Consider the following 14986-nt stretch of genomic DNA (forward strand, 5'->3'; position numbering starts at 1 on the left):
TTTTAATTGTTTTGTTGAGTATTTAAAATAAATATAAGGATATTATTTGATATCTTTTCTATCTGTAATTTCTTCTTTTTAAAATATAACAGCCATCATTTGATGGCTGTTAAGAATGTGTGTTGTTTAGGTTGAAATTACTGGTTAAGATCCGCACATCTCGCAGTCTTCTGGTTCTGCATTACGAGAGCGTTCAATCATTGCTCTGAACTCTTCTGTTGTCATTTCGACTTCTGGTATTACTAATTCAGTTTCTTTTGGAGATTCTGAGGATTCTGCTTTTTTTTCATTGTTTAAAGTGAACTTAATAGCATCTACTGCTGCTTTAGTTCTTAAGTAGTACATACCTGTTTTTAAACCTGATTTCCATGCGTAAAAGTGCATAGAGGTTAATTTGGCAAAGGTTGCCCCTTCCATAAATAAATTTAATGATTGAGATTGGTCAATAAAATACCCGCGTTGACGAGACATATCAATAATATCTTTCATAGACATTTCCCAAACCGTTTTGTATAAATCTTTTAAATCTTGAGGAATGCGATCAATGTTTTGAACAGAACCGTTATGGCGCATTATTTCTTGTTTTAGTTCCTCATTCCATAGTCCGCATTTTACAAGATCTTCTAATAAATGTTTATTTACTACAATAAATTCACCAGAAAGAACACGACGCGTATAAATATTTGAAGTATAGGGTTCAAAGGCTTCGTTGTTTCCAAGGATCTGAGAGGTAGAGGCAGTAGGCATTGGTGCCATTAATAAAGAATTTCGAACGCCGTGTTTTACTACTTCTTTTCTTAATGTAGCCCAATCCCAACGACCTGATAATTCTTCGTCTTTTATTCCCCAAAGATTATATTGAAATTGTCCTTCAGATATTGGTGAGCCTTTGAAAGTCGAGTAAGATCCTTCTTCTTTTGCCATTTCCATAGAGGTTTCTACGGCAGCAAAATACATTGTTTCAAATATTTCTTGGTTCAATTTTTTAGCTTCATCGCTTGTAAAGGGCATACGTAATAAAATAAAAGCATCAGCTAGACCTTGTACTCCTAATCCTATTGGGCGATGACGCATGTTAGAGTTTTCAGCTTCTTTTACAGGATAATAATTTCTGTCAATTACTTTGTTTAGATTGCGAGTAACTCGTTTTGTTACTTTATATAGTAATTCATGATTGAATTTACCTTCTTCTATAAACATAGGTAATGATAAAGATGCCAAGTTGCATACTGCTATTTCATCCGCAGAAGTGTATTCCATAATTTCTGTACATAGATTTGAAGAACGAATAGTTCCTAAATTCTTTTGATTGGATTTGCGATTGGCAGCATCTTTGTATAACATATATGGGGTTCCAGTTTCAATTTGTGATTCTAGAATCTTTTCCCACAGTTCACGAGCTTTGATTATTTTACGGCCACGACCTTCATTTTCGTACTGAGTATATAAAGTTTCAAATTCTTCTCCATATACATCATATAAACCAGGACATTCGTTAGGGCACATCAATGTCCATTTATCATCATCTTCTACGCGTTTCATGAATAAATCAGAAGTCCACATGGCGTAAAATAGATCACGAGCGCGCATTTCTTCTTTTCCATGATTTTTCTTTAAATCTAAGAAATCCATAATATCGGCATGCCAAGTTTCGATATATATAGCAAAACTTCCTTTGCGTTTTCCTCCTCCTTGGTCTACATAACGAGCAGTGTCGTTAAAAACTCTTAACATGGGCACAATTCCGTTAGAGGTGCCGTTAGTTCCTCTAATGTAGGATCCTGTAGCTCGTACATTGTGGATTGATAGACCAATACCTCCAGCAGATTGTGAGATTTTAGCAGTTTGTTTTAGTGTGTCATAAATACCATCAATACTATCATCTTGCATAGCTAAAAGAAAACAAGAAGACATTTGAGGTTTTGGAGTTCCTGCGTTGAAAAGTGTTGGAGTAGCGTGTGTGAAAAACTTTTTAGACATCAATTCGTATGTTTCTATTACGGATTCTAAGTCGTTTAGATGAATTCCAATTGCTACACGCATTAACATGTGTTGTGGGCGTTCGGCTATTTTGCCATTTATTTTAAGGAGGTAGGAGCGTTCTAATGTTTTAAATCCGAAATAATCGTAGTTGAAATCACGATTGTAGATTACATGTGAATCAAGAAAAGCAGCGTTTTCCATAATTACTTTATGTACTTCATCTGAAATAAGAGGAGCTTCTTTTCTAGTACGTGGACTTACATAGTGAAACATGTCATTCATCGTTTCTGAAAACGATTTTTTGGTGTTTTTGTGTAAGTTAGAAATGGCAATTCTAGCAGCTAGTTGTGCATAATCAGGATGTGTAACAGTCATAGCTGCTGCTGTTTCGGCAGCTAAATTGTCTAATTCAGAAGTGGTTACGCCATCATATAGACCTTCAATTACTCGCATGGCAACTTTTACTGCATCTACCATGTCGTTTAGACCATAACATAGTTTTTTAATTCTATCTGTAATTTTGTCAAACATTACGGGTTCTTTATGCCCATCTCTTTTTACTACGTACATAGTTTTTTTTCTTTTTGAAAACAAAAAATCCCTTCTTTGTTTTCTTGTTAATAATAAAATTTTTTAAAACATCAGTCTCCCGACTTTTACTATGGATGTTTTTTAGATCTGATAGATTTTAGATTTATCAGATGTATTTTAGAAATCTGCGTCTAATGAAAATTTATTTGATTCTTCCTCATTGTTCATTACGCCTGCTTTTTGATATTCTGCAACTCTTTTTTCGAAAAAATTGGTTTTTCCTTGCAAAGAAATCATGTCCATAAAATCAAAAGGATTAGTAGCATTAAAAACTTTAGCGCAGCTGAGCTCAACTAAGAGTCTATCTGCTACAAATTCTAGGTATTGAGTCATTAAGACAGCATTCATTCCTATTAACGAAACAGGAAGTGACTCTGTTATAAATTCGCGTTCTATATTTAAGGCATCTACTATGATTTCGGTAATTCTTTCTTTGGATACTTTATTGATTAAGTGGTGATTATGTAAATGTACAGCAAAATCACAGTGTACACCTTCGTCTCGAGAGATTAATTCATTAGAAAAGGTTAATCCAGGCATTAATCCGCGTTTTTTTAACCAATAAATAGAGCAAAATGCTCCAGAAAAAAAGATACCTTCTACTGCTGCAAACGCTATTAATCTTTCAGCGAATGAATCAGATTCAATCCATCGTAAAGCCCATTGTGCTTTTTTCTTGATAGCAGGAAAAACTTCAATAGCATGAAACAACTGATCTTTTTCTACATCATCTTTTACATAAGTGTCTATTAATAATGAGTAAGTTTCACTATGAATATTCTCCATCATGATCTGAAATCCATAAAAGAATTTAGCTTCAGGATATTGAACTTCGTTTACAAAATTTTCAGCAAGATTTTCGTTTACAATCCCATCAGATGCAGCAAAAAAAGCTAGAATGTGTTTAATGAAGTATTTTTCATCTTCATTTAGTTTGGTATTCCAATCAGTTAAATCTTGATGCAAATCTATTTCTTCTGCTGTCCAGAAGCTTGCTTCCATTTTTTTGTACCACTCCCAAATGTCGTGATGTTTAATTGGGAAGATCACAAAACGGTCTTTATTTTCTTGTAAAATGGGTTCAATAGTAGCCATATCTATATCTGGAATTATAGTTTTAAAATGATTCGAATAATTACATGTAATTGGGGAGTGCAAAGATTTAAATTTAGACTCAAAAAAGAAAGAATAGTTATTCACATTTCAAGTGAGTTTTTAACAAATGATGTAAATGTAAGTTATTCTTTACTAAAAAGTTAAGTAATTGTAAATCAGTTTTTTGTGATTTTGTATATTCGCTAATCCTTGTAAAATAAGGGGTTTTAGGCTTTGAAAATAAGAGTGTTTTTTGAATGAATATTCAGTCGTATATTAGTTGGTAATTTAACAATAGTAATATGCGGATTTAACTACAAAATAAACGTAAAAAAGCTTATTTTGTAGTGTTTGTAGGTAGTGTTAATCTTGTAAACTTGATGTTTTCTGTTTTTTACTATTTATAATATTCTCTTGCTACCGTTTCTAGCTCTTCATACCATTCAGATCCGAATCTTCTTACCAAAGCGTCTTTTACAAATTTATAAATAGGAACCTTAAGTTCTTTTCCTAAAGAACAAGCGTCTGAGCAAATATCCCAACGATCATAATTTACTGCCTGAAAACTTGTGAATTCTTTTATTCTAATAGGGTAAAGATGACAAGAGATAGGTTTTTTCCAATCAACTAATCCTTGGTTATAAGCTTCTTCTATACCGCATAAAGCATTTCCTTCTTTAAAAATGACATAAGCACAATCTTTGTTATCTATTAGAGGTGTTCCAAGTTCTTGGTCTTTATCTTTAACCCATGTGCCTTGGTTATTGATAGCTTCAATGCCTTCTGGTCTTAGGAGGTGTTTTATTTTTGGATAAATGGTTTCTAAAACTGGTAATTCTTCTTCTAGTAAAGGAGCACCGGCATCTCCATCAATACAGCAAGCTCCTTTACAAGAAGTTAAATTGCATACGAATTCTTTTTCTAAAATGTCTTCTGAGACAATCGTTTTGCCAATTTGAAACATGGGATTTTATTTTTTGTGCTGCAAAATTACAAATAAGAAACAATAATTAGGTTTGTAGTTTTGTTAATTGTTTGAAATTAGTATATTTCCAAAATATTTTACAAAACGATACGTTATGAATTTTGATTGGAGAGAAGTGTTGACTGTGGGAATGGTCTTGTTTGCTGTTATTGATATTGTGGGCTCTATACCTATAATTGTAGATTTACGAAATAAGATAGGGCATATTCATGCTGAGCGAGCCAGTTTCGTTTCAGGATTGATTATGATTATGTTTCTTTTTGTGGGAGAAGGAATGTTGAAATTTATTGGAGTAGATGTTAAGTCTTTTGCCGTTGCAGGGGCTATTGTTTTGTTTTTTTTAGCACTTGAAATGATATTAGGTATTAGTATTTATAAAGATGAGGAGCCTAAAACCGCTAGTATTGTTCCTTTAGCATTTCCTTTGATTGCGGGAGCTGGAACCATGACTACTTTATTGTCTTTGCGTTCTGAATATCAGTCAATTAATATAGTGGTAGCTATTTTGTTTAATATAATTATAGTATATACAGTTCTGAAGCTATCAGGTAAAATTGAAAAACTATTAGGGCCAACAGGTTTAGGGGTGGTGCGAAAAGTTTTTGGTGTTGTATTATTAGCAATAGCTGTTAAATTATTTGCTGCTAATGTTAAAGGATTGTTTGTTTAGAGTGAAAAACTGTAGTTTTGTTTTTTAAAAAGAAAGGTGATGAAGATTTTTACGTATATAGTTTTAGTATTGGGAGTTGTGTTGATTAGTGTTAATGTTACAATGCTTAATCTTGAAGATTTGTTTAGCGGAGATAGTTTGGTAGCTTTGATAGGCATATTGTCTGTTTTGTGTGCCATAGTTATTTTATTGATTTTCAATCTTTCAAAATCAATTGAAAATAAATTAAAGAATCATTTGTAATGTTTGATGTGCTAATTGTTGGAGGAGGTGCTTCAGGTGTGTCTTGTGCCATGGTCTTGGGTTCTGCGAAAAATAAAGATTTTGTTAAGGATAAAAGAATAGGGATTTTTACTCATCAAAAAACATCATCATTGCAAGACGCTATTTTTTATAATGCTTATGGTGTGTCCTTTGGTAAGTTAGGGGCTGATTTGTTGATTGAATCATTAGATCAGTTGCAAAATACGTACAAGCATATTGTGCAGATTGCAGACGAAAAAGTGTTAAAAGTATTGCCCATTGAAAACGGTTTTGAGATAACTACTAATAAAAATGTATTTGTAACTCAAGTAGTGGTAGTGGGAGTTGGGGCTTCAAATATGTTTAATATTGAAGGGCTGAATGAATACGTTGAACCACACCAAAAGTCGTTGCCTGAGAAAAATCGTATTCAATTAAAAAATATTGATTACAAAGTAAAAGAAGGAGTGTATGTTTGCGGAACTCTTTCAGGACACAGAAGTCAGTTAGCAATAGCAGCTGGAAGTGGGGCGGCAGTGGCAACAGAAATATTAGTTTTATGGAATAAAGGTATAGAAACACATAGTCATGATACTGTGCGTCAAAAAATAAAATAATTCAATCGTATTTTTTATTTTATTCTGAATCTAAGTTTTCAATTTGTTGTACTACAACTCCTGCTTTTTCTAAAAAAATTAAGCCAGAGTCATCTTTGTATTTTTCATGATAGACTACTCTTTTTATACCTGCTTGATGAATTAGTTTAGAACATTCTCTGCATGGTGAAAGTGTTATGTAAAGAGTAGCTTGATTGCATGATTGTGTTGAATTAGCGACTTTTAATATGGCATTTGCTTCTGCGTGTAAAACATACCAGTGTGTTAGATTGTTTTCGTCTTCACAGCAATTGTCAAATCCAGAAGGAGTACCATTGTACCCGTCTGATATAATCATCCTATCTCTGACTATAATTGCTCCTACTTGTTTCCTTTTGCAGTAAGAAAGCTTGCTCCATTCTCTTGCCAAACGGAGGTAAGCAGTATCATATTTGTTGATTTTTTCTTTCATTTTATCTATGCCATATAGGGCTTTGTATGATTAGTGGAGTTACAACTCCTATTATAAAAGAAGACATAACCAAGGTCCAATCTCTTTTTGAAAAACGAAAAACAGATTGAATTATAAATGAAATTATTAGAACAACGAAAACAACTATTATTTGTGCGCTCTCAATGCCAAGTGCAAATTCTGCGAGAGGTAATACTTTGTCAGATTTGCTTCCTGGTAATAATGTTTTGAAGTAGTTCGAGAATCCTAAGCCATGTATTATTCCGAACAGTAATGTTACAATTGCGATTAAGGTTATGCTTTCTTTCTTTGAACTTTTTCCAGCAGTAAAAAGATTAAAAAGTGCTACAATTAAAATCGTAATTGGGATTAAAAATTCGACTAGATTTTCTTTTATGTAAATTATTCCAAATACAGAAAGAATGAGAGAAATAGAATGACCTAAAGTAAATAAACTTACTAGTGTTAACCATTTTTTCCAGTCATTAAATGAATAAGGAATTGTCATTCCAATTAGGAATAATATATGGTCATAGGCATTTATGTTCAATACGTGTTTTAGGCCGATTTCAAAGTATAACCAAAATTCTTGCATAAAATAAGATTAAAGAGTTTCAAACTTACAAATTTTTTGGTAATGATTTTACTTTGTTGTATGAGATTGTAATGATGTTGTTTTAGGGAGTTTGTTATGTGATTGATTTTTATAGAAATAAAAGTTGAGAATACAGGTGTAAGTGTTGTTTTATGTAGGGTTAAGAATAGATAAATAGTATTAATATTTAGGATACTATGTGTTTAGGTTGAGGGGTGTGTTTTTAGATGATATATGGGGGATATAGTTGTCTTTTTTGATTGGTGTAGATTATGTGTTGTATTTAAACGAAAATAAATTTTGTATTTGTGTTTTGTTTGTGGGAATTACTGATTTTTGAAATTCGAAACTTTATTTGGTTTGCTGTTGTATATTACGGAGATATTAACGTTGTAAAAAAGAGGGTATCCTAAAGTTTGCAATCATGTCATTTCTGTGACAGACGAAATGTTGAGCTACTGTTTTTAGATCCCTCTTTTTTTAGAATCTTATATTTTAAAAGTAATTACAGGTTTTTTAGCGTGATTTACTAGGCTTTCGCTTATGCTTCCATTGAAAAAATGCGCTAATCCTTTTCTCCCGTGTGTACACATTCCAATTAATTCTGCGTTTAGATCATTGGCTATGTTTAATATACCTGTTTCTACATTGACATCATTATATATGTGAGTTTCGTATTTGTTAATATTAAATTGACTGGCAAAATCGTTCATTAAATTTTGTGCATTTTGGGTAGAACGAAAATTGTTAGGTGTATTTATGTTAACAAGATGTAGTGTGGCTTCTAGTTCGTTCGCAAAAAGAGCTACGCTTTCGAATGGTTTTTTGATTTCGTCTGAAAAATCTGAAGCAAATACAAAATGATCCACTTTGAAATCGGTATTTTCTTCTTTGATGACTAGAACAGGAACATTTGAGTTTCGAGCTACTTTTTCAGTGTTTGAGCCTACAAACATTTCTTTAATCCCGCTGGCACCATGAGATCCCATTATAATAAGGTCGAATGAATTGTTTTGCATCGTTTTCATGATTCCTTCAAATGGATGATCTATTTGGATTATTTTAGAAATTTCTATTCCGTCTAAATATTCTTCTTCTAACAAATCATCCATTCTGTTCGTTATGGCATTTTTAAAAAAGATAATTTCAGGAATATCATGACCATGTGTAACGGTGTCATTGCCTTGACCAGGTAATTCTAATAAATGTAATAAATAGATTTCAGCATTGTGTTTTTTTGCAAATTGAGCAGCAACTTTAAGTGCGTATTCTGCATGTTGAGAGAAATCGGTTGGGACTAAAATTCGTTTCATAATGAGGTTATTGTTTAATGGTTTGTTTTTCTAATCTCATATATAAAGGTAAGAAAGTTTTTAATAAAAATCAATCAGTTAGTAAAATAAAAAAAAAAATGTATATTTGTGCCGTTATTTAGAAGTTAAACATTAAATAATGAGGCACGCATCGCGTGCCTCTTTTTATACCAATGACATTTAAAGAAAAAGTAATACAGTTGTTAAATCAAACTTTGGAAGATTTTCCAGATCTTTTTTTAATTGATTTAACTATAACTGATAGTAATAAAATTATCGTAACTTTAGATGGCGATAATGGAGTCCAATTACAAGATTGTGTAAATATAAGTAGAGCTATTGAGAACAATCTTGATAGAGAAGAGCAAGATTACGCATTAGAAGTTGCTTCTGCAGGTGTGTCTGCTCCCTTGAAAATGATTCGTCAGTTTAAGAAAAATGTAGGACGTACAGTTAAGCTGAAAACAGCAGAAAAAACATACGAAGCCCTTTTGTCGGAAGCAGATGATCAAGGAGTTACATTAGAGTGGACTGCACGTGAACCTAAAAAAGTAGGAAAAGGAAAAGAAACCGTTATCCACAATGTAAAAATACAATATGGCAATATTGTGGAGGCAGTAGTTACAATCATATTTTAAAAAAATCAAAGAGTTGTATGGAGAATTTAGCATTAATCGAATCGTTTTCAGAATTTAAAGATAATAAATCTATCGATCGTGTTACATTAATGGCTATTTTAGAAGATGTGTTTAGAAGTGCATTGAAGAAAAAATACGGATCCGATGAAAATTTTGATATTATTATCAATCCTGATAAGGGAGATATGGAAATTTGGAGACGTCGTGTTATTGTAGCAGATGAAGATTTAGATTTCGAAAATGAGGAAATTACGCTGACAGAGGCTCGTAAGATAGAACCAGACTTTGAAATTGGCGAAGAAGTGTCTGAAGAAGTGAAATTAATAGACCTAGGAAGAAGAGCCATTTTGGCTTTACGTCAGAATTTAATTTCTAAAATTCATGAACATGATAGTACTAATTTGTATAAACATTTCAAAGATTTAATTGGAGATATTTATACTGCAGAGGTACATCACGTACGTCCCAAAGCAGTAATATTAGTTGATGATGAAGGAAATGAAATTGTATTACCAAAAGAAAAACAAATACAATCAGACTTCTTTAGAAAAGGAGATAATGTTCGTGGAGTCATAGAAAATGTTGAATTAAAAGGAAACAAACCGCAAATCATCATGTCTAGAACCTCCGAGAAATTCCTAGAAAAATTATTTGAACAAGAAATCCCAGAAGTATTTGATGGTTTAATTACCATTAAGAAAGTGGTTCGCATACCAGGAGAAAAAGCAAAAGTAGCTGTAGACTCTTATGATGATAGAATTGATCCAGTGGGAGCTTGTGTAGGAATGAAGGGTTCTCGTATTCACGGAATAGTACGTGAATTAGGAAATGAAAACATTGATGTAATTAATTATACTAATAATACACAATTATTTATTACTAGAGCATTAAGTCCAGCCAAAATTTCTTCAATCAAAATAGATGAAGAAAAGAAAACAGCTGAGGTGTACCTAAAGTTAGAAGAAGTTTCGAAAGCAATTGGTAGAGGAGGCCATAATATTAAATTGGCAGGTATGTTAACAGGTTATGAATTAGATGTAATTCGAGAAGGTAGTGTACAAGAAAACGAAGATGATGTTGAATTGACGGAATTTGCAGATGAAATTGATGGATGGATCATAGATGAATTTGCAAAAGTAGGTTTAGATACTGCTCGTAGTATTTTAAGTCAAGATCTAGAAGATTTAGTACGTCGTACCGATTTAGAAGAAGAAACTGTTCTTGAGGTAATCAAGATTTTAAAAGAAGAATTTGAAGATTAATCCCTTTTTAATCCACAAAAAAATAAAAAAAACCATAAATAAAATTTATGTCTGAAGGAACAATAAGAATAAACAAAGTATTAAGAGAATTTAATATATCTCTTGAGCGAGCTGTTGATTTTTTAAAGGATAAAGGTTTTACAATAGAATCTAATCCAAATACCAAAATCACAGAGGAGATATATGGTATTCTGTCTAATCAATTTGCTGGAGATAAAGGTAACAAAGATGCTTCTAAGGAAGTAGGCGAAGAAAAACGTAAAGAAAAAGAAGCATTACGTTTAGAACGTGAACACGAATTAGAACAAAAACGCATTGAAGAAGAACGTGCGCGTCAGGAAGTTATCAAAGCAAAAGCAGCGGCTTTATCAGGCCCTAAAAAAGTAGGGAAAATAGATCTAAATCCTAAGCCTGTTTTAAAACCTGAAGCAGAAGCTCCAAAAGTAGAGATAGAACCTGTCAAAGAAGAGATCTCAAAGCCTATAGTAGAAGAAAAGGTGGAAGAAAAGATTGAACCTAAAAAAGAAAAACCAGTAGAGGTTAAGGTTAAACCTGTAGTGCTTCCTCCAGTTGAAAAAAAGGTTGAAAAAGTGGTGGAAAAAATAGTAGAAAAACCACAAGTAAAAGAGGTAAAATCCGTAGTTGAACCAAAAGTAGAAACTAAAGCTAACAAACCTGCAACAAGTCCTTCAGTTGAAGCGGGTCAAGTAGTGGAAGAACGATACGAAACTCAATACCAAAAACTATCAGGAGCCACTTTTACAGGTCAAAAAATTGATTTATCTCAGTTTGAAAAACCTAAAAAGAAAAAAGAAGAATCAAAACCTAACCAAGGTGGAAACAACAACCATCAAGGAGGTGGAGATGCTAACAAGAAAAAACGTAATAGAATTCCTTCTAAGCCTAATAATCAGTCTAATAAACAAGACGGAAATAATAATAATAATAATAATAATAATGGTCAAGGAAATAGAGGGAACCAGGGAGGTAATAACCACCATGGAAATAAAGGAGGAAATAAATTCAATAAAAAAGCTCCTGTTGTAAAGGTTGAACCTACAGAAGAAGAGGTAAAAAATCAAATCAAAGAAACCCTTGAAAGATTACAAGGAAAAGGAAATAAATCAAAAGCAGCTAAATATCGTCGTGATAAACGCGACTCTCATAGAGAACGTAACGAGGCTGAATTAGCAGCACAAGAAGAAGGAAGCAAAATACTTAAAGTTACAGAATTCGTAACAGTAGGTGAAATTGCGACGATGATGGACGTTCCTATTACTAAGGTTATTGGAACCTGTATGTCTTTAGGTATCATGGTAACAATGAATCAGCGTTTAGATGCTGAAACTCTTACAATTGTAGCAGACGAATTTGGTTATGAAATACAATTTACAACTGCAGATATTGAAGAAACCATTGAAATCGTTGAAGATAAACCAGAAGATCTTAAGCAACGCGCACCAATTGTTACCGTAATGGGACACGTAGACCATGGTAAGACATCTTTACTAGATCATATTCGCAAAACTAATGTAATAGCGGGTGAGTCAGGAGGTATTACTCAACATATAGGAGCTTACGGAGTTGAATTAGAAAATGGTCAAGAAATTACATTCCTAGATACACCTGGTCACGAAGCGTTTACAGCGATGCGTGCTCGTGGTGCTCAAGTAACGGATATTGCCATTATTGTAGTAGCAGCTGATGATGATATTATGCCACAAACTAAAGAAGCAATTAGTCACGCACAAGCAGCAGGTGTACCAATTATTTTTGCAATCAACAAAATAGATAAACCAACAGCTAATCCGGATAAAATTAAAGAAAAATTAGCTGCAATGAACTTCCTAGTAGAAGAATGGGGAGGTAAATATCAGTCACATGACATTTCTGCTAAAATGGGTATCGGTGTAAAAGAATTACTCGAAAAAGTATTGCTCGAAGCTGAAATCTTAGAATTAAAAGCAAATCCAGATAAACCAGCAGTAGGTACTGTGGTAGAAGCCTTCTTAGATAAAGGACGTGGTTATGTATCCACAATTTTAGTACAAGCTGGAACCTTGAAAATTGGTGATTACGTATTAGCAGGTAAACATCATGGTAAAATTCGTGCAATGCAAGATGAGCGTGGACATAGTGTAAAAGAAGCAGGACCTTCTACGCCCGTATCTATCTTAGGACTAGATGGAGCTCCTACAGCAGGAGATAAGTTTAATGTATTTGAAGACGAAAGAGAAGCAAAACAAATTGCAGCTAAGCGTACTCAGTTATTACGTGAACAATCTGTACGTACACAACGTCATATTACATTAGATGAAATTGGACGTCGTATTGCATTAGGTCAATTTAAAGAACTTAATATTATCTTAAAAGGAGATGTAGACGGTTCAGTAGAAGCCTTATCAGATTCATTCTCTAAATTATCAACAGAAGAAATTCAAATCAATATCATTCATAAAGGAGTGGGTGCTATTACCGAATCAGATGTAATGTTAGCTTCTGCTTCTGATGCAATTATTATAGGATTTAATGTGCGTCCTCAAGGAAATGCCAAATCATTAGCAGAAAAAGAAGAAATTGATATTCGTCATTACTCTATTATCTACGCTGCAATTGATGATTTACGTGATGCAATGGAAGGTATGTTATCTCCTGAGTTTAAAGAAGAAATTACAGGTACCGCCGAAATACGTGAATTGTTTAAAATTTCAAAAGTAGGTACCATTGCAGGATGTATGGTTACGGATGGTAAAATCATTAGATCTAATAAAATCCGTTTAATTCGTGAAGGCGTTGTAATTTATACAGGCGAATTATTAGCCTTAAAACGTTTTAAAGATGATGTAAAAGAAGTTTCTAAAGGATACGATTGTGGTATGCAAATCAAAGGTTATAACGATATTCAAGAATACGATGTAATTGAAGGATTTACTACCGTAGAAGTTAAAAAGAAATTAAAATAATATAAAATATATATACAACAAAAAACCTCGATTTATCGAGGTTTTTTGTTGTTGTATACCAATAGTTTAATTTCTTGTAGAGATCTTTGTTTTATAGCTAATAATATTATTTCCCTTCTCCTTTTGTTATATAATAAATAGGAATTCCTACTAACATAATTAATACTCCCCATCCACAAGTACTTGTTTTATCTATTAAAAGCATGGTACAAATAGCCAAAGAAACAGTAATATAAAGTGCAGGTAAAATAGGGTAACCAAAAGCTTTATAAGGTCTTTTTAATTCAGGCTTTTTCTTTCTTAAGATAAAAATTCCTAGAATCGTTAAGATATAAAAAATAATAACTATAATCATTACAAAATCTAATAAATCACCGTATTTACCTGTTAAACATAAGAGAGATGCCCAAATACATTGAATCCACAGTCCCCAGCCAGGAACAGCTGCGCTATTTAATTCAGCTGCCTTTTTTAAAAATAAACCATCTTTTGCCATAGTATAATACACTCTTGATCCTGCCATGATTAATCCGTTATTACAACCAAAAGTAGAAATCATGATCATAATTGCAATAATAAAAGTCCCTGTTGTGCCAAAAATATGCTCTGATGCAACCACAGCCACTCGATCTGAAGGAGCAAAAGCAATAGCGTTTAATGGTACAACAGCTAAATACATTACATTTGCCAATATGTAAATTATACTTACAATTAAAGTTCCTAAGAAAAGGCTTAATCCTACATTTCGTTCAGGATTTTTTATCTCACCAGAAATAAAAGTTACACCATTCCAAGCATCACTTGAAAATAAAGAACCTACCATAGAAGCCGCAATAGCAGATAGTAAAGTATATCCGCTCACAATTGTCCAGGTGTTAGTTTCTTTATTAAACGATTGAGCTGTCCAACTAGTATTCCAATTATTATTCCAAATATCACTTTTAGAAGCCAATATGAATCCAAATATGATGAGCCCAAATAACGATGCAATTTTTGTAATAGTAAATATTTTTTGAATTATTTTTCCATTTTTAACCCCTTTGCTATTGATATAAGTAAGAATTATAATGGTAATGATAGAAACAATTTGTGCAGCGCTTAGCGTGAAATTAGGGTGTTTAATAATAAAATTATTTTCGCTAAATGCTGGTACAAGATAAGCTGTGAATTTAGAAAAGGCAACACCTACAGCTGCTATAGTTCCTGTTTGTATAACCGCAAAAAAACTCCATCCATATAAAAAAGCAATCAACTTGTTGTAAGCCTCTTTTAAATAAATATATTGTCCTCCTGCTTGTGGAAACATGGCACTAAGTTCACCATAACTTACCGCAGCTGTCATAGTTATAAGAGCTGAAATAACCCATATAGTTATTAACCATCCAGCACTGCCAATATTACGAGTAATATCAGCACTAACAATAAATATGCCCGAACCAATCATAGAACCTACTACTAGTAGTGTTCCGTCTAGTAAGCCTAATTCTTTTTTAAATTCTTGTGTTTGTTTTTCCATAGTTTTTGGTTTGATTTGCTAATATATGTTTTTTTATTTATTGAGAAGCTAGTGCGTAATTCAT

The 14986-nt window shown here is 32.7% G+C and carries 13 protein-coding genes; 6 read left to right on the forward strand and 7 right to left on the reverse strand.

Annotation, left to right across the window (positions count from 1 at the left end; genetic code table 11):
* Window positions 1-144: 144 nt before the first annotated feature.
* From ACUXZJ_RS05400 to ACUXZJ_RS05410, 3 genes are all read right to left on the reverse strand, one after another.
* The gene (locus tag ACUXZJ_RS05400) at window positions 145-2553 is read right to left on the reverse strand and encodes a ribonucleoside-diphosphate reductase subunit alpha (RefSeq protein WP_060383479.1); all 2409 of its coding nucleotides are present in this window, start codon (window positions 2551-2553) and stop codon (window positions 145-147) included.
* A gap of 138 nt (window positions 2554-2691) precedes the next feature.
* The gene (locus ACUXZJ_RS05405; RefSeq protein WP_060383478.1) at window positions 2692-3669 is read right to left on the reverse strand and encodes a ribonucleotide-diphosphate reductase subunit beta; all 978 of its coding nucleotides are present in this window, start codon (window positions 3667-3669) and stop codon (window positions 2692-2694) included.
* 397 nt (window positions 3670-4066) lie between these two features.
* Window positions 4067-4633 (reverse strand): DUF3109 family protein, encoded by a 567-nt coding sequence (locus tag ACUXZJ_RS05410; RefSeq protein ID WP_060383477.1) that lies wholly within the window; start codon window positions 4631-4633, stop codon window positions 4067-4069.
* 115 nt (window positions 4634-4748) lie between these two features.
* Between ACUXZJ_RS05410 and ACUXZJ_RS05415 the strand changes: the two genes are divergently transcribed.
* From ACUXZJ_RS05415 to ACUXZJ_RS05425, 3 genes are read left to right on the forward strand one after another with little or no spacing between them, the layout of a single operon-like run.
* Window positions 4749-5324 (forward strand): MarC family protein, encoded by a 576-nt coding sequence (locus ACUXZJ_RS05415; RefSeq protein WP_060383476.1) that lies wholly within the window; start codon window positions 4749-4751, stop codon window positions 5322-5324.
* A 39-nt stretch (window positions 5325-5363) separates the two neighbouring features.
* Window positions 5364-5567 (forward strand): hypothetical protein, encoded by a 204-nt coding sequence (locus ACUXZJ_RS05420; protein ID WP_060383475.1) that lies wholly within the window; start codon window positions 5364-5366, stop codon window positions 5565-5567.
* Window positions 5567-6184: an FAD-dependent oxidoreductase gene (locus ACUXZJ_RS05425; RefSeq protein WP_060383474.1), complete on the forward strand. Its 618-nt coding sequence runs from the start codon at window positions 5567-5569 to the stop codon at window positions 6182-6184. Before ACUXZJ_RS05420 ends, ACUXZJ_RS05425 begins: the two co-directional genes overlap by 1 nt.
* Before the next feature lie 19 nt (window positions 6185-6203).
* On the opposite strand, the gene ACUXZJ_RS05430 is transcribed toward ACUXZJ_RS05425, so the two are convergent.
* From ACUXZJ_RS05430 to ACUXZJ_RS05440, 3 genes are all read right to left on the reverse strand, one after another.
* On the reverse strand, window positions 6204-6635 hold the full coding sequence (locus ACUXZJ_RS05430; protein ID WP_060383473.1) for a deoxycytidylate deaminase: 432 nt from the start codon (window positions 6633-6635) through the stop codon (window positions 6204-6206).
* A gap of 1 nt (window position 6636) precedes the next feature.
* Window positions 6637-7230 carry a HupE/UreJ family protein gene (locus tag ACUXZJ_RS05435; protein ID WP_060383472.1) on the reverse strand — a complete coding sequence of 198 codons (594 nt, stop codon included), beginning with the start codon at window positions 7228-7230 and terminating at the stop codon, window positions 6637-6639.
* A 488-nt stretch (window positions 7231-7718) separates the two neighbouring features.
* A complete protein-coding gene (locus ACUXZJ_RS05440; protein ID WP_060383471.1) occupies window positions 7719-8543 on the reverse strand; it encodes a universal stress protein in 825 nt (274 codons plus the stop codon).
* A 173-nt stretch (window positions 8544-8716) separates the two neighbouring features.
* Between ACUXZJ_RS05440 and rimP the strand changes: the two genes are divergently transcribed.
* Genes rimP through infB form a run of 3 tightly spaced genes read left to right on the forward strand, consistent with a single transcriptional unit; the run spans window position 8717 to window position 13406 of the window.
* A complete protein-coding gene (gene rimP / locus ACUXZJ_RS05445; RefSeq protein ID WP_060383470.1) occupies window positions 8717-9181 on the forward strand; it encodes a ribosome assembly cofactor RimP in 465 nt (154 codons plus the stop codon).
* Window positions 9182-9198: 17 nt separating this feature from the next.
* Window positions 9199-10443: a transcription termination factor NusA gene (gene nusA / locus ACUXZJ_RS05450; protein WP_060383469.1), complete on the forward strand. Its 1245-nt coding sequence runs from the start codon at window positions 9199-9201 to the stop codon at window positions 10441-10443.
* Between the two features lie 47 nt (window positions 10444-10490).
* Window positions 10491-13406, forward strand: a complete 2916-nt coding sequence (infB, locus tag ACUXZJ_RS05455; protein WP_446195955.1) for a translation initiation factor IF-2 — start codon at window positions 10491-10493, stop codon at window positions 13404-13406.
* A 106-nt stretch (window positions 13407-13512) separates the two neighbouring features.
* Here infB and ACUXZJ_RS05460 read toward each other — a convergent pair whose 3' ends face one another.
* Window positions 13513-14922 (reverse strand): APC family permease, encoded by a 1410-nt coding sequence (locus tag ACUXZJ_RS05460; protein WP_446195957.1) that lies wholly within the window; start codon window positions 14920-14922, stop codon window positions 13513-13515.
* Window positions 14923-14986: the final 64 nt, after the last annotated feature.

It is taken from the genome of Flavobacterium sp. TN-1, from assembly GCF_052828645.1.